Genomic DNA, 19539 nt, shown 5'->3' on the forward strand with positions numbered 1-19539 from the left:
GGCTCGCTCCCACAAGGGTTCTGTGTGGTAACCCGGATTAAGGATTCACCATGATTCCCAACGAAGACCAAACCCAGATCCGCGACATGGCCCGGCAGTTTGCCGAGGAACGCCTCAAGCCGTTCGCCGCCGAGTGGGATCGCGAGCATCGTTTCCCCAAGGAAGCCATCGGTCAAATGGCTGAGCTGGGCTTCTTCGGCATGCTTGTGCCGGAGCAGTGGGGCGGTTGCGACACCGGTTACCTGGCTTACGCCATGGCTCTGGAAGAAATCGCTGCCGGCGACGGCGCCTGCTCAACGATCATGAGCGTGCACAACTCGGTGGGTTGCGTGCCGATCCTCAAGTTCGGCAATGATGATCAGCGCGAACGCTTCCTCAAACCACTGGCCAGCGGCGCCATGCTCGGCGCCTTTGCGCTGACCGAACCGCAGGCCGGTTCCGACGCCAGCAGCTTGAAAACCCGCGCACGGCTGGAAGGCGATCACTACGTGCTGAACGGCTGCAAACAGTTCATCACCTCCGGGCAAAACGCCGGGATCGTGATTGTGTTTGCAGTGACCGATCCGAGCGCCGGCAAACGCGGGATCAGCGCGTTTATCGTGCCGACTGATTCGCCGGGCTACAAAGTCGCACGGGTCGAAGACAAACTCGGCCAGCATGCGTCTGACACCTGCCAGATTCTCTTCGAAGACGTGAAAGTGCCGGTGGCCAACCGTTTGGGCGAGGAGGGCGAGGGCTATAAAATCGCCTTGGCCAACCTTGAGGGCGGTCGCGTCGGCATCGCTTCGCAATCGGTGGGCATGGCCCGCGCAGCGTTTGAAGCAGCACGCGATTACGCCCGCGACCGCGCCACTTTCGGCAAACCGATCATCGAGCATCAGGCTGTGGCATTCCGCTTGGCCGACATGGCCACGCAAATCGCCGTCGCGCGGCAGATGGTGCATTACGCGGCGGCCCTGCGTGACAGCGGCCAACCGGCGCTGGTCGAGGCGTCGATGGCGAAACTGTTCGCTTCGGAAATGGCCGAAAAGGTCTGTTCGATGGCGTTGCAAACCCTCGGCGGTTACGGTTACCTCAACGACTTCCCGCTGGAACGCATCTACCGCGACGTGCGGGTCTGCCAGATCTACGAAGGCACCAGCGATATTCAGCGCATGGTCATTTCGCGCAATCTTTGACAAGGAATTTATTCATGACGTACGAAACGATTTTGCTGGAAACCCACGGCCGGGTTGGCCTGATCACCCTGAACCGCCCGCAGGCGCTAAATGCCCTGAACGCGCAACTGGTCAGCGAGGTGAACCAGGCCCTCGATGCGTTGGAAGCGGATGCGAACATTGGTTGCATCGTAATCACTGGCTCGAAAAAAGCCTTCGCTGCTGGTGCCGACATCAAGGAAATGGCCGAGCTGACTTATCCGCAGATCTACATGGACGACCTGTTCAGCGACAGCGATCGCGTGGCCAATCGGCGCAAGCCGATCATCGCTGCGGTCAACGGGTTCGCCCTCGGCGGTGGCTGTGAACTGGCGCTGATGTGCGACTTCATTCTGGCCGGCGACAACGCCAAGTTCGGCCAGCCGGAAATCAACCTCGGCGTGCTGCCGGGCATGGGCGGCACCCAACGCCTGACCCGCGCGGTGGGCAAGGCCAAAGCCATGGAAATGTGCCTGAGCGGGCGGCTGATCGACGCGGTGGAAGCCGAGCGCTGCGGCATCGTCGCGCGGATTGTGCCGAGTGATGAGCTGCTCGATGAAGCGCTGAAAGTCGCCGGGGTGATCGCGAGCAAATCGCTGCCGATTGCGATGATGGTCAAGGAGAGCGTGAATCGTGCGTTTGAGGTGAACCTGACTGAGGGTGTGCGCTTTGAGCGCCGGGTGTTCCATGCGGCGTTTGCCACGCAGGATCAGAAGGAAGGCATGGCCGCGTTCGTCGCCAAGCGTGCGCCGGAGTTCAAGGGCAAGTAATGTGCTGAGCTGACTGACGCCTTCGCGAGCAGGCTCGCTCCCACATTGGTTTTTCGGCGAGCACAACTTCTGTGTTCACTGGAGATCCCTGTGGGAGCAAGCCTGCTCGCGAAGCTTTTAAGGTTTGATACGCGAGACACCTCGGTCGGCCCCCTCTCCCGGAGGGAGAGGGCTGGGGTGAGGGAAAAGGGGCCACACCATTACAACTGGTAGTTCTTCAAGTCCCGCGCAATCACCATCCGCTGAATCTCGCTCGACCCTTCATAAATCTGGGTAATCCGCGCATCACGGTAGTACTTCTCGACCGGATAATCTTCCAGATAGCCATACCCGCCATGAATCTGAATTGCCGAAGAACAGACCTTCTCGGCCATTTCCGACGCAAACAGCTTCGCCTGGGAAGCCTCTGACAGACACGGTTTCCCCGCCGTACGCAGCCGCGCCGCATGCAGGATCATCAACCGCGCCGCGTTGATTTGCATGTGCATATCGGCGAGCAGGTTGGCGATGCTCTGGTGCTCGATGATCGGTTTTTCGAACTGCACCCGATCCTTGGAATACGCCAGCGCCGCTTCAAACGCCGCGCGGGCAATGCCGAGTGCTTGCGCGGCGATGCCAATGCGGCCGCCTTCAAGGTTGGACAAGGCAATCGCCAAACCTTTGCCGCGTTCACCGAGTAAATTAGCCTCGGGAATGCTGCAATTGTTCAACGTCACTGCGCAGGTATCCGACGCACGAATGCCCATCTTGTGTTCAGTGCGATCAACGATAAAACCGGCGCTATCCGTCGGCACCAGAAACGCCGAAATCCCTTTCTTGCCCAGATCCGGATCGGTCACCGCAAACACGATCGCCAGTTTCGCCCGTTTGCCATTGCTGACAAATTGCTTGGAACCGTTGATCACCCATTGGCCGTCGCGCAGTTCGGCGCGGGTGCGCAGGTTGTGCGCTTCCGAGCCGGCCTGCGGCTCGGTGAGGCAGAAGCAGCCGATGGTCTGACCGCTGGCGAGATCCGCCAGCCAGGTCTGTTTCTGTTCATCGCTGCCGTAATTGAGCACCGGGCCGCAGCCCACCGAGTTGTGGATGCTCATGAACGCGCCGGTCGCGCCGTCACCGGCGGAAATCTCCTCCACGGCCAACGCATACGCGACGTAGTCGACGTAGGTGCCGCCCCATTCCTCGGGCACCACCATGCCCAGCAGACCGAGTTCGCCCATCTTCGCGACCAGTGCGTCGTCAATCCAGCCAGCCTTTTCCCAAGCCTGCGCATGGGGTGCGATTTCGCCACGGCCAAAGTCCCGAGCCATGTCGCGGATCATCACTTGTTCTTCAGTCAGTTCGAGATCGTGCATGGCTCAGCTCCCGCTCTCATCAAAACCGTGGAAGAAACTCGCGACGTGCGCAGCGTCCAGCGCAGCGAGGGTCGGCGGGTTCCAGCGTGGGGACTTGTCTTTATCGATCAGCAGCGCGCGTACGCCTTCGATCAAGTCGCCACGGGCGAACCACTGGCGATCCAGATGCAGCTCCAGCGCGAAGCAATGTTCCAGGCTCAGGTGCCGACCGCGACGAAGCATGTCCAGGGTCACGGCCATGGCCAGCGGCGAACGGGTTTCCAGCAGATTGGCGGTGCTGGTTGCCCACTCATGGCTGTCGGCAACGGTGACTGCGCGCAATTGCTCGACCATGCTCGGCACGTCGGGCAGCGCGAAGAAGTGGTCGATGGCCGGACGCAATGCTTCGAGCGGCGCATCGGGCAGGGTTTGCACACCGTGTTTGGCCAGCAGGTTTTGCAGCGCTTTGAGCGGGGTGTCCTGCCACTCCATCGCGTCGAGTTTTTCGTCTAGCAGCGCGAGTTTGCTGCTGTCGAGAAACCAGTCGGCCAGGCCGCAATACAGCGCATCGGCGGCACGGATCTGCACGCCGCTGACGCCCAGGTAAGTCCCCAGTTCACCGGGGATCCGCGACAGAAAATAACTGCCGCCGACATCCGGGAAATAACCGATGGCCACTTCCGGCATCGCCAGACGGCTTTTCTCGGTGACCACGCGCAGATCGGCGCCTTGCACCAGACCCATGCCGCCGCCGAGGACGAAACCGTCCATCAGCGCCAGCACCGGTTTGCGGTAGTGATGAATCGTCAGGTCGAGGGCGTATTCCTCGACGAAGAAATCTTCGTGCAGCGTATCGCCGCTTTTGAAACTGTCGTACAGGGAACGAATGTCGCCGCCGGCGCAGAAGGCTTTTTCACCGGCGCCGCGCAGCACAACGGCGTGGACATTGGCGTCTGTCGCCCAGGCGTCGAGCTGCTGTTGCAGCAGGCGCACCATGTCGAGGGTGATGGCGTTGAGGCCGGCGGGGCGATTGAGGGTCAGGTGACCGATGTGATTGCGAACCTCGGCCAGCACTTCGTTTTGCGTGGCATCCATGGACTGGGTCCGCGGGGATGAAGCCTGAGCTGTCATCAGTAACTCCCTGCTTTTATTGTCTTTATTCGAGAAGCTCGCGCGCGAGCGTTACCGGATCGTAACAGTGCAAATTTGCCGTGTACAACGGGGATATGTGCAGGGGCTGTCTGCGTTTTTACCTTAGTCGATATGCCGAAGGTTACTTGGAAAAAACATCGCCAATGCTCCGGCGCTTCGCGTGCAGTTCGCTGGCGTGGATCAGTTGTTCCAGATCCTCGGGGGTGATGTCGATGAAGGCTTCCATGTCGGCCAAGGCGAGTTTGAGGTCTTCGGCGGTGATCGCCTGATTGTCGACCGGGGCTACTGCGGGCGCCGGTTCCGCCGGGCGTTTCGGATAGCGAATCCGCGTCAGGTTGTTGTAGGCCAGCGCACTTAGCAGCATGCACGCCGCGCCGAGCATCACCGGTTCCATGGCTTTCCAGTCCATGGCGATGGTCGCGGGATCGGCCAGTACCAGCGTCAGCGCCAACGCACCCGCCGGCGGATGCAGGCAACGCAGCCAGCACATCAGAATCAGTGCCATGCCCGCCGCCAGACACGCACTGCCGAGGGTTCGGCCAAGCACGTGAGCGACCAGCAGCGCGACGACCCCCGCGCATAAATACCCGCCGAGAATCGACCACGGCTGGGCGAGGGCGCCGGAAGACACGGCGAACAGCAACACCGCCGAAGCGCCCAACGGCCCGATCAGGTGATAGGCGACGTCATGGCCGAACACCTGCGCGCAAAACCACACACTGAACAACGTCCCCAGCGCCATGCCGATGGCGGCGCGACTCCATTCGGTGGGACGGGTGTTGATAGCGGCGGGCAACCAGCGAGCGAGCATTTGAAACTGATCCTTTTACAAATTACGGACAAAAAAAAGGACTTGTCCGGCATATCCGGAAAGCCCTCGAAGTGTTCCAACATTGGGGGAGGAACGCGCACAGTGTGCCGTTCAAACTCGATGCTGACAAATTCATATAAATGCAGTTTGAATGCATTATTTTTGCACTGAAGCGACGCGACGGCCGCTGGCAACACATAAATAGCCGCCGACCGCTGCCAATGCGCTCAAGGCGTAGAACATCACTGGCGCCGGTGTGTGCATCAGCAGAAAACCGCACATCACCGGGCTGGCCGCGCCGCCGAGTGCCGCGAGATTCTGCGCGCCGTAGTAGCTGCCGCGCAGTTCCTCAGGGGCGAGGGTGTCGACGAAGAGGAAATCGGCCGGGTAAATGATCATCTCGCCCAGGGTGAAGATGAACATCGCCACGCACCAGCCAACGAGGCTGTCGGCCAGGCTGAAGCCGATCAGGCCGAGGATGAACAGCGCGGTGCCGCCGGCGATCCAGTGGCGCAAGTGCTCGCGCTTGAGCAAACGGCCGATCTGGTATTGCAACAGAATCACCGTGATCGCGTTGCAGGCGAGGAGCGCAGCCATGGTGTCGAGCGTCTGTTGCTGGGTGTGGGTGACCAGCAAATATTGCGACAGGTACAGGGTGAAGCGCCCGTGTACCAATGTGCTGAGCAAGCAGCCCAAAGTGAAAAGGATCATCGTGCGGTCGTTTTTCAGGATGACCAGGGTCTTCAGAAAGCTTTGCGGCTGACTGACCGAGGCGATCGGGTTCGCCTCTTTGGCGGCGCCCAGCAGAATGAAAATGCTGCCAATGGCAATTGCGCCGGCGACGATAAATGGCGCCGAAGGCTGGATGCCGGCAATCACCACGCCAATCATCGGGCCGACGGCGTAGCCGATATTGGTCAAGGTGTAGTTGAGGGAAAACGCCTTGACCCGTTGGCCGACCGGCAGGTTTTCACTGAGGATCGCTTTCGAGCAGATCATGAACAGCGCCGACGCGGTTTCACTGATGATCAGCACCAGCGTCACCAGATACAGGTTCTGCGCGAAGGTCAGCAAGATCAGGCCGATGCCGCTGGAGAGCATGGTCAGAATCAGCAACTGCCGCTTGTCCAGCCGATCGATGACGTAGCCACCGTAGAGCGACAGCAGCGTCGCGCTGAACACCGCGATGCCCAGCAGCAAGCCGACGTCTTGCGGGTTGAGGCTGAGTTTGTTGCTGAGGAACAGGGTCAGCAGCGGGCCGATCAGGGCGCGGCTGACCACGACGGTCAGCGAGCTGATCATCAACCGGCGGATGAAGCGCGAGTAGGTGGCCACGTCGGGGCAATGTCCTTATTTCAGAAGCTTGGCGTGCGTCATCCTCCCTGCGCATCCATCACCGGTCAACCCGCGACAACACGGCCGCCTGTGGGAGCGAGCCTGCTCGCGAATGCGTTGGGTCAGATACATCAATGTTGACCGACACTCCGCCTTCGCGAGCAGGCTCGCTCCCACAGGAGAATGGCGCCCTATGCGACGTCAGACGCATGCGGCCACTGTTGCAGCGGGATCGGCAATTTGCGCGATTCGCCACGGCCCATCGGGAAGTACTGGAAGCCATTGCGCGCCAGTCGCTCGGCGTCGTACAGGTTGCGGCCGTCGAAGATCACCGGGGTGTTGAGGCGCTGTTTGATCAGGTCGAAATCCGGTGCCTTGAATTGCTGCCACTCGGTGCAGATGATCAAGGCGTCAGCGCCGGGCAGTACCGATTCCGGCGTGCCCATCAGCATCAGTTTCGATTCGTCCGGGTAAAGGTTCTGGGTTTCCTGCATGGCTTCCGGGTCGAACGCACGCACGCTGGCACCGGCGGCCCACAACTCCTCCAGCAGGACCCGGCTCGGCGCGTCACGCATGTCGTCGGTATTCGGTTTGAACGCCAGGCCCCACAGGGCAAAGGTCTTGCCACGCAGATCGCCGCGATAGAACGCGTTGATACGTTCGAACAGTTTGTGTTTCTGCCGTTGGTTGATCGCCTCGACCGCTTGCAGCAAGTCGCTGGAGCAATGCGCTTCTTCGGCGCTGTGGATCAGCGCGCGCATGTCTTTCGGGAAGCACGAGCCGCCATATCCGCAGCCCGGATAGATGAAGTGGTAACCGATGCGCGTATCGGCTCCGATGCCCTGGCGCACCGATTCGATGTCAGCGCCGAGGTGCTCGGCCAGCTCGGCGATCTGGTTGATGAAGCTGATCTTGGTCGCCAGCATGCAGTTGGCGGCGTACTTGGTCAGCTCGGCGCTGCGCAGGTCCATGAACATGATGCGGTCATGGTTGCGGTTGAACGGCGAGTACAGATCACGCATCACGTCGCGCACGTCATCGCCTTCGCAGCCAATGACGATGCGATCCGGACGGCGGCAATCGGCAACCGCCGAGCCTTCCTTGAGAAATTCCGGGTTGGAGACGATATCGAACTGCAGCAGACGGCCGACCTTGATCAAGGCTTTTTCGATGTGCGTGCGCAAGGTGTCGCCCGTGCCCACCGGCACCGTGGATTTCTCGACGATGATCAACGGCTGCTCACGATGGCGGGCAATCGCGTCACCGACCGAAAGCACATAACGCAGATCCGCCGAGCCGTCCTCACGCGACGGCGTACCCACTGCGATAAATGCGACCCGCGCGTGCTGCACGGCGAGCTTTTCATCGGTGGTGAATTGCAGGCGTTTCGAATCCAGCCCTTCGCGCACCAGGCTGGCCAGCCCCGGTTCGAAAATGCTCACGTGACCCTGGCGCAACAGGTCGACCTTCTTCTGGTCGACGTCCATGCACACGACATCATGGCCGACCTCGGCCAACACCGCCGCTTGCACCAGACCGACGTAACCGCTGCCAAATACTGTGATTTTCATGGAGCACTCCTGAATGCGGGCGCACGAGCCGGACGCGTGTTGATGGTGATAACCCCGAGCATGACCAGCGCCACGCCCAGCGATTTGCTGAAACTGAAGGATTCGTTGAACAACGGCAGACTGGCCGCCAGCAGATACACCAGCGCATAGCTGATGCTCAGCAGCGAATAAGCCCGACCCAGCGGCAGATCACGCAGGGCAGCGAGCCAGCAGAGCATCGACATGGCGTAGGCGAAAATCGCTGCGATGACCACGGACAGCGCGCGCCAATCGAGGCTGTCGATGTGCAGCCAGTGTTCCGGCGCTGGCAGGCGCGTCATGCTCCAGCGCATCGCGAGTTGCGCGGCACTGACCAGCAAAACGCTGCCGAGGGCGAAGGTGATGCCACGACGCCGGTTCATGACTGTTGCCCCAGCAAAACCACGCCGCCGATCACCAAAGCCACGCCCAACCAATGCTGGCGGTCGATCGGTTCACGGAAGACGAAGCGCGCGATCAGGGTGATCAGCACGAAATTCAGGCTGAGCATCGGATAGGCGATGCCGACTTCCAGACGCTGCAACACCAGCAGCCAGACCAGCAGGCCCGAACCGAGGGCGAGCAGGGCCAGCCACAACCACGGTGAACGCAGTTTGCTCGCCCATGTCGAGTCGACGCCGCGCCAACTCTCCACGGCGTATTTCTGCGCAATCTGCCCGAGACAGGTCAGCAGGCACGCGGCCAACAGCAGCAACAGGCTCATGACGCCTCCTTGGGCAGAATCATGATCACTAGGTTGCCCTGCTCAAAGCGGACGCCGTCCTTTGGCAGTCTGTCGATTTCGTCCAGTTCGTCCTGCCCCTTGACGCGCATCACCACGCCGACCGAACCGCTGCGGCGTGCCTCGCGCATCCACTGTTGCACGTGATCGGGATCGACCCGCTGTTGAATGCCGTCAGGATAGGCAAGGCCATATTTCAATTCGCCTATCGTGTTGTACAACGCGACTTGCGGCGTTTTCAGACGCCAGGCCAGTGCTGACGCCGCGCCGAGGTCGTTGCTCAGCAGGTGCGTGGTTTGTGCCAGTTCGGTGAGGTGATGCTTGATGAATTGATCGGGCATCTTGTTGGCGACTACCGATTTGGGCATCGCTGCGGGCAATACCGCGATCAGCAACAGACTGCCCAGCGCCGGCGCCGCCCAGCACTGCAATGGCAGAAAGGCTTGCAGCAGGTTGGCGATGATCCAGCCGATCAGGGCGATGAACACCAGCACCATGCTGTGCAGTTCGTGGTCGTAGACCGGTTTGCTCAGTTGGAGATAGACCAGCGCGATCAACGTGACGACACCCAACAGCAGATTCAGCCCACCATTGATGCTCAGCGCACGACCTTGCTCAAGACGCAAACGGTCGGCCAGCGCGTTACCGAGCAGCAACGCCAGCGGCAGCAGGCACGGCAGGATGTAAGTCGGCAATTTGCCGTTGCTCAGGCTGAAAAACAGCAGCGGCATCAGTAGCCACAGCAGCAGGAAAATCACTTTGGGCTGGGCGCGGGTTTGCCAGGCTTGCTTGAACGTCGCCGGCAGCAATCCCGCCCACGGCAGGCTGAAGGCGATCAACAGCGGCAGGTAAAACCACCACGGCGCATCATGCTGGGCATCGTCACCGGCAAAGCGGCGGATGTGTTCATGCCAGAAGAAGAACCGCCAGTAGTCCGGCTCCTGCGCATGCACCGACAACACCCACGGCAGGCTGACGATTATTGCCACGGCAATCGCCACCGGGCCGAACATCAGCAGCTCACGCCAGCGCTTTTGCCAAAGCATCCACGGCAGCGCGATCAGCACCGGCAGCAGCCAGGCAAGAAACCCCTTGGTCATGAAACCCATGCCGCAGCCCAGCCCAAGCAGCGCCCAGGCGGCCATGCGTTTGCCGCGGGTGCGGCTGTCGACGGCGAACCACAGCGCCACCAGACTCAGGTTGACCCAGAAGGTAAATTGCGGATCGAGGTTGGCGTACCCGGCCTGGCCGGCAACAATCGTGAAGCTCATGTAAAGCAGGGCGCAGACGAAGCTTTTACGCGGTTCGTTCCACAAACGCCGGGCGATCAAGTAGCAGAGCATCACGCTCAAACCGGTGCTCAGCGCCGAAGCGAAGCGCACACCGAACAGGTTCTGCCCGAACAGCTCTTGCCCGAGCGCGATCACCCAATAGCCGGCAATCGGCTTCTCGAAATAGCGCAGGCTCATGAAATGCGGCGACACCCAGTTACCGCTCAGGAGCATGTCCTGGCTGATTTGTGCGTAGCGCGTCTCATCAGGAATCCACAAACCATGCGTGCCCAATGGCAGCAGATAAGCCAGCAGACAAATCCCCAACAACAGCAACGGCAAAGCCCAGCGTTTGCTCATGCGCCTTGCACTCCCAACCAGCCTTCACGGCCATCGAGAGCGCCACGTTGCACGCGGCCCACGGGCAAGGCGTTGAAGAACTCGGGTAGCAAATCGCCCAGCGGTGTGAAGTCGATGTTTCGTTGGCGAGCAGCCGCCAGCAGTTGGCGAAAATCCTCAGCCATCAGAATCCCTTCCACTTCGGCATGAATGGTGTAGACGTTGAGCTGTCGCGCCTGGAAGTGATCGAGCAGAAACCCGTTGTAATCCCGCGCCGCGACGATGGGGCCGACGACTTCGTCGAAGGTCGGCAAGTCCACCGGGATCTGCGGTGTTCCCGGCGTGCCGTCGGCCAGCAGCGGACGAAACAGCCGCGTGCCCCGGCAATCGCTGTTGTAGCGAAAGCCGAAGGCTTGCTTGGCCTCGATCACGCGCTCGTCGGCACGCCAACCGGCGGCGGCCGAGCAGGTGATTTTCTCGCCGAGGATGTCGCTCAAGGTGTCGACGCCCTGACGGATCTGCTCGATCAGTTGCGCGTTGCTCCAGCGTCCGGCATTTGCCTGCCAGCCGTGGTGATCCCAGGCGTGCAGACCGACTTCGTGACCGGCGTCGCGGGCCTGACGCATCAGGTGCCCGAGTTCGCGGCCAATCGGTTTGCCCGGCCAAGCCGTACCGGCCAGCAGAATGTCCCAGCCATACAGGCCGGCCGCATTGGAACGGAGCATCTTCCAGAGGAACTGCGGGCGGATCAGGCGCCACAGATGCCGGCCCATGTTGTCGGGGCCGACACTGAAGAAAAACGTCGCCTTGATCTGCGCCTCGTCGAGTATTTCCAGCAAACGCGGCACGCCCTCACGGGTGCCGCGAAAGGTGTCGACGTCGATGCGTAGACCGGCCTGCATCAAGGCTTGTCCGCGAGTTCGAGCATGGCTTCACGCAAGAAGAAATCCAGCGTGTTGCCGATGGTCTCGCGCATTTCCACAGTCGGCGTCCAGTCGAGCAGACGCTTGGCGTTGGCGATGCTCGGTTTGCGGTGCTCGACGTCCTGATAACCGGCGCCATAGAACGCCTTGCTTTCGACGTCGCGGAAACCGGCGAACGGCGGGAAGTTGCTGCGCAAAGGATGCGCTTCGAACTGACGCAGCAACTCTTCGCCCAACTGACGAATGCTCGCTTCGTTGTCCGGGTTGCCGATGTTGATGATCTGCCCGTTGCAGACGTCGCCATCGTTATCGATGATCCGCGCCAGCGCCTCGACGCCATCGGCGATATCAGTGAAGCAGCGTTTCTGCTCGCCGCCGTCGAACAGACGAATCGGCGTGCCTTCGACCAGATTGAGGATCAACTGGGTGATGGCGCGGGAGCTGCCGATGCGGGCCGAATCCAGACGATCAAGGCGCGGGCCCATCCAGTTGAAAGGCCGGAACAGGGTGAAGTTGAGGCCCTTGGCGCCGTAAGCCCAGATCACTCGGTCCAGCAGTTGCTTGGACACGGAGTAGATCCAGCGCTGCTTGTTGATCGGGCCGACCACCAGGTTCGAGGTGTCTTCGTCGAAGTGCTTGTCCTGGCACATGCCATAGACTTCCGAAGTCGACGGGAAGATCACGCGCTTGTTGTATTTGACGCAGTAGCGCACCAGTTTCAGGTTTTCTTCGAAGTCGAGTTCGAACACGCGCAATGGGTTGCGGGTGTATTCGATCGGCGTGGCGATGGCCACCAGCGGCAGCACCACGTCGCACTTCTTGATGTGGTACTCGATCCACTCCGAGTGAATGCTGATGTCGCCTTCGACGTAGTGAAAATGCGGATGGCTACGCAAACGGTCGATGGCGTCAGAACCAATGTCGAGGCCATAGACTTCGTAGCGATCGTCACGCAGCAGGCGCTCGGACAAGTGATTACCGATGAAGCCGTTGACGCCAAGGATCAGCACCCGAGTGCGACGTGGCGCACGACCGGATTCGGCGCCGCGCAGCAGCGAACCGTCGACCAGACCGAGTTCACTCGCCAGTTGCGGGCCGCTGAGGAACAGGCCGTTGTCGTTGCGCTGACCGGACAGAATCAGCAGCGAATCTTCACCGCAGGCGATGCGCAGCGGATCAACGCTGATCACCCGGCCCGGCGCCTGGCCGTCGTTGCCTTTGACGACCTCGGCGCTCCAGACGATGAGTTTGTGCTCACCGACGGCGCAGAACGCCCCCGGGTATGGCTGGGTGACGGCGCGTACCAGATTGAATAGTTGCTCGGCGGGTTTCGCCCAGAGCAGTTTGCCGTCCGCTGCGCTGCGACGACCGAACACCGTGGCTTTCGATTCGTCCTGCGGGGTTTCGCTGATTTTGCCTTGGAGCATGGCCGGCAAAGTGTCGCGCAGCAGGTCAATCGCGGCGATGCGCAGTTTGCCGTGCAGGCTCAGCGCGGTGTCGCTGCGTTCGATGGCCAGGCGTTGTTGAGCGACGATGGCGCCGGCATCGGCACGTTTGACCATGCGGTGCAGGGTCACGCCGGTTTCAGTCTCTCCGTTGACCAGCACCCAGTTGGCCGGAGCACGGCCACGGTAGCGCGGCAGCAACGAGCCGTGCAGGTTGAATGCGCCGTGTTTGGCCACGGCCAGCAGTTGCTCGCTCAGCAGGTTGCGGTAATAGAAGGAGAACAGGTAATCGGGATTGAGCTTGGCGATTCGCTCGATCCACAGCGGGTGGTTCACGTCTTCCGGCGCATGCACCGGGATGCCCTTGCTGGCGCACAGTTGCGCGACCGATCCGTAAAAAGCGTTCTCTTTCGGGGCATCGGCGTGAGTGAACACGGCGGAGATGTCGTAGCCGCTGTCGAGCAGGGCTTGAATGCCGGCGCAGCCAATGTCGTGGTAAGCGAAGACAACAGTTTTTGCACTCATGAGAGAACCTGACCGGTAGTGGAAGTAGAAGAGAGGCCGTCAACGGTGATCGCAGGCGCCGGGTGGGACGGGTGGCTGCGCAAGACTTTTTCAATGAAGAAACGCGGGCGGGCGCGGACGTCGCTGTACATGCGCCCAAGGTATTCGCCGAGCAGTCCCATGCCGATGAACTGGCCGCCGGTGAACACGAACAGCACGGCGAACAGCACGAACATGCCGTCACCGGCCCAGCCGGCGCCGAACACCAGGCGCAACACGATCAGCGCTGCGGCGAACAACACGCCGAGCCCGGCCATGGTGAAACCGACGATGCTCAGCAAACGCAAAGGCGTGGTGGTCATGCAGGTGATCAGGTCGAACATCAGGTTGATCAAGCGCATCGGGCTGTACTTCGAATCACCGTGTTCACGCTCGGCGTGGTTGACCAAGATTTCGGTGGTGTGGCGGGCGAAGCTGTTGGCCAGAATCGGGATGAAGGTGCTGCGTTCGCGGCAGGCGAGCATCGCGTCGATGATCGTGCGGCGGTAAGCGCGGAGCATGCAGCCGTAGTCGCTCATGGCGACGCCGGTGGAGCGCTGCACGGCGAGGTTGATCAGCTTCGACGGATAGCGGCGCAATGCCGAATCCTGACGGTTGCCACGTACCGTGCCGACCACGTCGAAACCTTTTTCGGCTTCGGCGACCAGGCGCGGGATTTCTTCCGGCGGGTTCTGCAGGTCGGCGTCGAGGGTGATCACCACATCGCCCTTGCATTGCTCGAAACCGGCCATGATCGCCGCGTGCTGGCCGTAATTGCGATTGAGGATGACCGCCACGAACGGACTGTCTTCGCGGGTTGCGGCTTCTTCAAGGAGATGGGCGGAATCGTCACGGCTACCGTCGTCGACCAGAACGATTTCGTAGTCGTATCGCAGCATCCGGCACGCCGCTTCGGTGCGGCGCAGCAGTTCCGGCAGGCTGTCCTGTTCGTTGTAGACCGGGATGACGATCGACACGCAGCGAATCGGATAGGGTTTCACAGGCGTTTATCCATGAGGGTGGCGATGGCCCCAACCACGCGATCAAGGTCCTGATCGGTCATGTCGGGGAACAACGGAATCGAGCACAGGCGTGCCGAATTCCATTCGGTGTTGGGCAGGTACAGGTCGGGGTCACGCTGGCGATACCAGGTGTGCAGGTGGGTGGCGATGAAATGAATGCCGGTGCCGATGCCCTGGTCCTGCAAGCCTTTCATGAAGGCTTCGCGGTCGATGCCGCAGCGTTCGCGGTCGATGCGCAGGATGAACAGGTGCCAGGCGTGGGTTTGCGGGTAAGCGGGCAGGGCCAGTGGTTGCACCGGCAGGCCTTCGAGTTTTTGCCGGTAAGCGGCGGCCAGCCCGGTGCGGCGGGCGTTGATGTCGTCCAGACGCTGCAACTGGACCCGTGCGATCGCGGCGTTGATGTCGGCGAGGTTGTATTTGAATCCCGGCTCCATCACCAGCGCCTGCGGCTTGCGGCCACCGGTGAGGCGGTCATAGGCGTCAACACCGAGGCCGTGGAACTTGAGCATGCGCACGCGATTGGCCAAGGCTTCGTCATCGCTGACGAACATCGCGCCCTCGGCACAGGTCATGTTCTTGATCGCGTGGAACGAGAAAATGGCCGTGCCTTGCGCGCCAACGTGGCGGCCCTTGTAACGGGTGCCGGCGGCGTGGGCGGCGTCTTCAATCACCGGGATGCCGTGACGGTCGGCCATCGCGTACAGCGGATCGAGATCGAACGCGGCACCGGCGTAATGCACTGGAATGATGGCGCGGGTGCGCGGGGTGATCGCGGCTTCGATACGCTCGGCGTCAGTCATCAGCGTGTCGCGGTCAACGTCGACGAACACCGGTTTGGCGCCGAGCAACGAGATCATGTTGGCGGTCGATACCCAGGTCTGCGACGGGGTGATGACTTCATCGCCCGGACCAATACCCAAGGCGAGCAACGCGATATGCATGCCGCCGGTTGCCGAAGAAAGTGCGACCGCGTGACGACAACCGACATAAGCGGCGAACTGTTCTTCCAGCGCCTGACTTTCTGGCCCGGTGGTTATCCAGCCTGAACGCAATACTTGCTCGACGGCTGCTATTTCTTCTTCGCCGATACTCGGACGGGAAAACGGCAGAAACGCTTGACTCATAAGAACCTCGAGGCGACAGCCGTCCTTCAGCCAATTGTCTGAAAAACACGTGAATTCAATGGTTTGGGATACCGCCCGGGGAATGCCTGATTGACTTTTAAGTCCACGGACGGCAGGGTTGAAGGCCTTTCGGGGCAACCTGTTGTAATTAAGGTTATGCCGCTTTTTGTGAAAGGAACATCAAAATACGGTGGGCAAATCGTCTATCTGTGAGCCATACAGCCACCGTTCAGACTTCTTCCGTTTATCGGCACTTTTAATAGAAAAGTCCTACGCAAGAGTCGCGCTTTATATAAGTTTCTTTGCACGTTTTAGTTGTTTTGTTGAACTGTTTTCTATTCAAGGCCGTTTCGTTTGATTGACTTGTCGAGTACTGAATCCACCCCGTCCAATACTAATCCGCTGACGCTGTATCTGGCTCGACTGGCGCCCTCGAGCCAACTGACCATGCGTTATGTCTTGCAGGACGCTGCCGACCGCCTCGGTTTTGAAGACGTCGACATTGAGGAAATCCCTTGGCACGGGCTGCAACCCGAAGACGTCGTGGCGCTGGTCGCGGCGTTGCGCGCCGACGGCTATGCGCCGAACACCTCATCGTTGTATGTGAATGCCGTGCGCGGGGTGATGAACGAAGCCTGGCGCATGAGCCTGATCAGCCAGGACCATCTGCTGAAGATGCGTTCGGTCAAAGGCATCGCCGGTACGCGGTTGTCCCAAGGGCGCAATTTGAAGCGCACGCTGATTCATGAACTGATGGAAGTCTGCGCCGCCGATCCACGTCCGCAAGGCCTGCGCGATGCGGCGGTGATTGCGCTGTTGTACGGCACCGGCATGCGCAAATCGGAGTCGGTGGATCTGGATTTGAATCAGGTCGACTTTCACGAGCGCAGCCTGACCGTCACCGGCAAGGGCAACAAGCAACTGATCAAGTACGCACCGCAATGGGCGTTTGCCAAGCTGGACGCGTGGCTGGAGTTTCGTCGCGGGCAGCTCAAGGAAGGCGAGAGTGACGATACCTTTCTGTTCAACCGCATCCGCCGGGGCAGCCACATCACCCGCGAGCGCATCACCAAGCACGCTATTTATTACATCGCCCGTCAGCGCGGCACCCAGGTCGGGGTGAAGATCATGCCCCACGATTTTCGTCGTTCGTTCATTACACGGGTGATCGAGGAGCACGACCTGTCGATCGCCCAGAAACTCGCGCACCACAGCAACATCCAGACCACTGCCAATTACGATGTGCGTGATGACAACGAACGGCGCCGTGCGGTGGATCGCTTCGATCTGTGATCAGGACGCGCTGAATACGTGGGCGGCGCCGAGGATCGACAATTGCACGGCGCTGCCGGCGGGCGGTGCGTGCATGCCGGAGCTGCGCACCAGCAGCGAACGGCCGGGGTTTTGTAGGGTTGCGGAGCGCAGTTCGACAGTGAGGGTGCAAGTGTTGCCGGCAAAATCCCGTTCGGTGACCACGGCGTCACAGCCTTCACCGCCAGCCACAGCGCCTGAGATCTGCAACTGCTCGGGGCGCAACATGATCTGCGCCGTGCCGATAAAACCGTTGCTGTTCACCGGCACCGGGCCGAGATCGCAGTGCGCCCAGCCGGATTCGATGCGCGCCGGCATCACCACGGCTTCGCCGAGAAAGTGCGCGGTTTGCTCGTCGCTCGGGTAGCGGTAGAGATCCATCGGGTGCCCGGACTGCACCAAGCGCCCGCCGCGCATCACCGCCAATTGATCGGCAAACGACAGCGCTTCGCCCTGATCGTGTGTCACCAGAATCGTGGTGACGCCGGCGTCCTCCAGCAAGCGCGCGACCATTTTGCGCATGGCGCTGCGCAGGCCGGTGTCGAGGGCGGAAAACGGTTCATCGAGCAGCATCAGGCGCGGTTGCTGGGCCAGTGCCCGGGCCAGCGACACCCGTTGCTGCTGGCCGCCGGACAATTCGTGCGGCCACCGCTGGGCCATGTTGGCGTCGAGGGCAACGCTGTCCATCAACTGCGCGACGCGCTCGGTTTTCGCCGAACCGGTCAGGGCCAGACCAAAGCCGATGTTCGCAGCGACGGTCATGTGCGGAAACAGCGCGCCGTCCTGCGGCACGTAGCCAATCTGGCGCTGATAAGCGGGTACAGCGTGGGTGCTGTCGACCAGCACTTGGCCGTTGAGGGTCAGGCTGCCGGCGTCGGGGAATTCGAAACCGGCGATCATCCGCAACAGTGTGGTTTTGCCGGAACCGGATGGGCCGACAATCACCGTGCGGCTGCCGGTCGGGACGGACAGGCAGATGTCATCCAGCGCTTTCTGCGCGCCGAAGGATTTGCTCAGGGAGATCAGTTCAAGTGCGTTCATCGGCCAGCGGTGCGCCTGGATTGGTGGTAAAGGATGGCCGTGAGGGGCAGTGACAGCAGCACCATCAACAGGGCGTAAGGGGCTGCGGCGGCGTAATCGATTTCGCTGGTCATGGCCCAGAAACCGGTGGCCAGGGTGCGCGTGCCGTTGGGGGCGAGCAGCAGGGTCGCGGTCAATTCATTGGTGATCGCCAGAAACACCAGCGCCGCGCCGGCAGCTGCACCCGGTGCGGCCAGACGCAAGGTCACCAACCACAAGGCGCGCAACGGCGAGCGGCCAAGGCTTTGCGCGATGTTCTCCAGCTCGACCGGTGCCTGGGCGAAACCGGCACGCAGGCTGACCAGCGCACGCGGCAGGAACATCAGCAGATAAGCGAGCAACACGGTGATGGTGGTCTGGTAGATCGGGCGGGCGAAGTGGATGGTCACGGTAACCAACGCCAGCGCCACGACAATCCCCGGCAAGGAGCTGGTGATGTAGTTGCAGCCTTCGAGCAGGCGTTGCAGTTTGCCCGGTGCGCGGATCGACAGCCAGGCAATCGGAATCGCCGCCAGACTGGTGAGCAATGCGCCGGCCACGCCGAACGACAAGGTTTGCAGCAGCGCGGGCAACAACTCGCCACTTTCCCAGACATCCATGCCACCGGCGATCAACCAGCGACCCAAGGTCAGCAGCGGCACGCCGAGGGCCAACAGGCCGGTGAGGATTTGCAGGCCCAGCCCGAGGGCAACGGTGCCGCCGCTCAACAACACCGTACGTTGTTCGCGGGCACTGCCGGAGCCGACGCGAGCGTAGCGCGCCTTGCCCCGCGCAGCGGATTCGACGGTGAGCATCGCCAGACAACACAGGGCCAAAACGCCGGCCAGCATGTTCGCCGCCGGGCCATTAAAGGTTGATTTGAACTGATCGAAAATCGCCGTGGTAAAAGTGTCGAAACGAATCATCGCGTAGAGGCCGTACTCGGCCAGCAGATGCAAACCCACCAGCAAGGCGCCGCCACAAATCGCCAGACGCAACTGCGGCAACACCACCCGGAAAAACACCGCCCAAGGCTTGAGGCCGAGGGATTCGGCAACGTCCTCAATGGCCGGATCGAGACGGCGCAAAGTCGCCGCCACCGGCAAATACAGAAACGGAAAATAAGCGATCACCGACACCAGCACGCCAGCGGGCAATCCGTGAATCGATGGGATCAGGCTGACCCACGCATAGCTGTGCACGAACGCTGGCACCGCCAATGGCGCCACCGCGAGCAACGACCACATCCGTCGCCCGGGCAGATTGCTGCGTTCGGTCAGCCACGCCAGCGTGGTGCCGAGGACAATGCACAAGGGTAGGGTGATCAACACCAGCAGCACCGTGTTGATCAGCAGTTCGCCGACCCGGGGGCGAAACACCAGCGCTTCGATGGTCGCCCAACCGGTGGCCCACGACACTCCGATGACAAACAGGATCGGCAGCAACGACAGCAGGGACACGGTGATCGCCAAGGCCACCACCCACGAACCCCCTCGACCATTGAGGGCGCGGGTTTTCAGCGGCAGGTGTGCGGAAGAAGCCGCTGCGACGTCGGCCGGTAACGGTTCCGGGATCA

General features: G+C 61.2%; 17 protein-coding genes. 3 read left to right on the forward strand and 14 right to left on the reverse strand.

The features are described from left to right. Nucleotides 1-50 precede the first annotated feature (50 nt). Nucleotides 51-1178, forward strand: coding sequence for an acyl-CoA dehydrogenase (locus ACQ4OE_RS03065; protein ID WP_430945629.1), 1128 nt, complete (start codon nucleotides 51-53; stop codon nucleotides 1176-1178). A gap of 14 nt (nucleotides 1179-1192) precedes the next feature. Then, nucleotides 1193-1966 carry an enoyl-CoA hydratase gene (locus ACQ4OE_RS03070; protein WP_430945630.1) on the forward strand — a complete coding sequence of 258 codons (774 nt, stop codon included), beginning with the start codon at nucleotides 1193-1195 and terminating at the stop codon, nucleotides 1964-1966. A gap of 200 nt (nucleotides 1967-2166) precedes the next feature. Here the strand turns inward: ACQ4OE_RS03070 and ACQ4OE_RS03075 are convergent, their stop codons facing one another. The 12 genes from ACQ4OE_RS03075 to arnB all read right to left on the reverse strand — a co-directional run bounded on the left by ACQ4OE_RS03075 (nucleotide 2167) and on the right by arnB (nucleotide 15593). After that, nucleotides 2167-3318, reverse strand: coding sequence for an acyl-CoA dehydrogenase family protein (locus tag ACQ4OE_RS03075; RefSeq protein WP_430945631.1), 1152 nt, complete (start codon nucleotides 3316-3318; stop codon nucleotides 2167-2169). 3 nt (nucleotides 3319-3321) lie between these two features. Then, nucleotides 3322-4428 carry an enoyl-CoA hydratase/isomerase family protein gene (locus ACQ4OE_RS03080; RefSeq protein WP_430945632.1) on the reverse strand — a complete coding sequence of 369 codons (1107 nt, stop codon included), beginning with the start codon at nucleotides 4426-4428 and terminating at the stop codon, nucleotides 3322-3324. Nucleotides 4429-4570: 142 nt separating this feature from the next. Beyond that, nucleotides 4571-5260 carry an HPP family protein gene (locus ACQ4OE_RS03085; RefSeq protein ID WP_122591051.1) on the reverse strand — a complete coding sequence of 230 codons (690 nt, stop codon included), beginning with the start codon at nucleotides 5258-5260 and terminating at the stop codon, nucleotides 4571-4573. 156 nt (nucleotides 5261-5416) lie between these two features. Beyond that, a complete protein-coding gene (locus ACQ4OE_RS03090) occupies nucleotides 5417-6595 on the reverse strand; it encodes an MFS transporter (protein ID WP_430945633.1) in 1179 nt (392 codons plus the stop codon). A 191-nt stretch (nucleotides 6596-6786) separates the two neighbouring features. Then, a complete protein-coding gene (locus ACQ4OE_RS03095) occupies nucleotides 6787-8166 on the reverse strand; it encodes a UDP-glucose dehydrogenase family protein (protein WP_134175313.1) in 1380 nt (459 codons plus the stop codon). Then, complete coding sequence (gene arnF / locus ACQ4OE_RS03100) at nucleotides 8163-8567, reverse strand: 4-amino-4-deoxy-L-arabinose-phosphoundecaprenol flippase subunit ArnF (protein ID WP_430945634.1); 405 nt, start codon at nucleotides 8565-8567, stop codon at nucleotides 8163-8165. Before arnF ends, ACQ4OE_RS03095 begins: the two co-directional genes overlap by 4 nt. Next, nucleotides 8564-8908 carry a 4-amino-4-deoxy-L-arabinose-phosphoundecaprenol flippase subunit ArnE gene (gene arnE, locus ACQ4OE_RS03105; RefSeq protein ID WP_430945635.1) on the reverse strand — a complete coding sequence of 115 codons (345 nt, stop codon included), beginning with the start codon at nucleotides 8906-8908 and terminating at the stop codon, nucleotides 8564-8566. Before arnE ends, arnF begins: the two co-directional genes overlap by 4 nt. Beyond that, nucleotides 8905-10557 (reverse strand): lipid IV(A) 4-amino-4-deoxy-L-arabinosyltransferase, encoded by a 1653-nt coding sequence (gene arnT, locus ACQ4OE_RS03110; protein ID WP_430945636.1) that lies wholly within the window; start codon nucleotides 10555-10557, stop codon nucleotides 8905-8907. Before arnT ends, arnE begins: the two co-directional genes overlap by 4 nt. After that, a complete protein-coding gene (gene arnD / locus ACQ4OE_RS03115) occupies nucleotides 10554-11438 on the reverse strand; it encodes a 4-deoxy-4-formamido-L-arabinose-phosphoundecaprenol deformylase (RefSeq protein WP_430945637.1) in 885 nt (294 codons plus the stop codon). Before arnD ends, arnT begins: the two co-directional genes overlap by 4 nt. Further along, nucleotides 11438-13429: a bifunctional UDP-4-amino-4-deoxy-L-arabinose formyltransferase/UDP-glucuronic acid oxidase ArnA gene (gene arnA / locus ACQ4OE_RS03120; protein ID WP_430945638.1), complete on the reverse strand. Its 1992-nt coding sequence runs from the start codon at nucleotides 13427-13429 to the stop codon at nucleotides 11438-11440. The genes arnD and arnA overlap by 1 nt, the downstream gene beginning before the upstream one ends. Further along, a complete protein-coding gene (arnC, locus tag ACQ4OE_RS03125) occupies nucleotides 13426-14448 on the reverse strand; it encodes an undecaprenyl-phosphate 4-deoxy-4-formamido-L-arabinose transferase (protein WP_430945639.1) in 1023 nt (340 codons plus the stop codon). Before arnC ends, arnA begins: the two co-directional genes overlap by 4 nt. Further along, nucleotides 14445-15593: a UDP-4-amino-4-deoxy-L-arabinose aminotransferase gene (gene arnB / locus ACQ4OE_RS03130; protein WP_430945640.1), complete on the reverse strand. Its 1149-nt coding sequence runs from the start codon at nucleotides 15591-15593 to the stop codon at nucleotides 14445-14447. The genes arnC and arnB overlap by 4 nt, the downstream gene beginning before the upstream one ends. A gap of 447 nt (nucleotides 15594-16040) precedes the next feature. Here arnB and ACQ4OE_RS03135 point away from each other — a divergent pair, with 447 nt between their 5' ends. Then, nucleotides 16041-16886 (forward strand): tyrosine-type recombinase/integrase, encoded by an 846-nt coding sequence (locus tag ACQ4OE_RS03135; RefSeq protein WP_240999154.1) that lies wholly within the window; start codon nucleotides 16041-16043, stop codon nucleotides 16884-16886. On the opposite strand, the gene ACQ4OE_RS03140 is transcribed toward ACQ4OE_RS03135, so the two are convergent. Together ACQ4OE_RS03140 and ACQ4OE_RS03145 are read right to left on the reverse strand one after the other, a co-directional pair. Next, on the reverse strand, nucleotides 16887-17945 hold the full coding sequence (locus ACQ4OE_RS03140) for an ABC transporter ATP-binding protein (protein ID WP_430945641.1): 1059 nt from the start codon (nucleotides 17943-17945) through the stop codon (nucleotides 16887-16889). Continuing rightward, entirely contained in the window at nucleotides 17942-19537 is a 1596-nt protein-coding gene (locus ACQ4OE_RS03145) for an ABC transporter permease (RefSeq protein ID WP_430945764.1), read from the reverse strand. The genes ACQ4OE_RS03140 and ACQ4OE_RS03145 overlap by 4 nt, the downstream gene beginning before the upstream one ends. Nucleotides 19538-19539: the final 2 nt, after the last annotated feature.

It is taken from the genome of Pseudomonas sp. WC2, from assembly GCF_050586545.1.
Taxonomy (GTDB): Bacteria; Pseudomonadota; Gammaproteobacteria; order Pseudomonadales; family Pseudomonadaceae; genus Aquipseudomonas.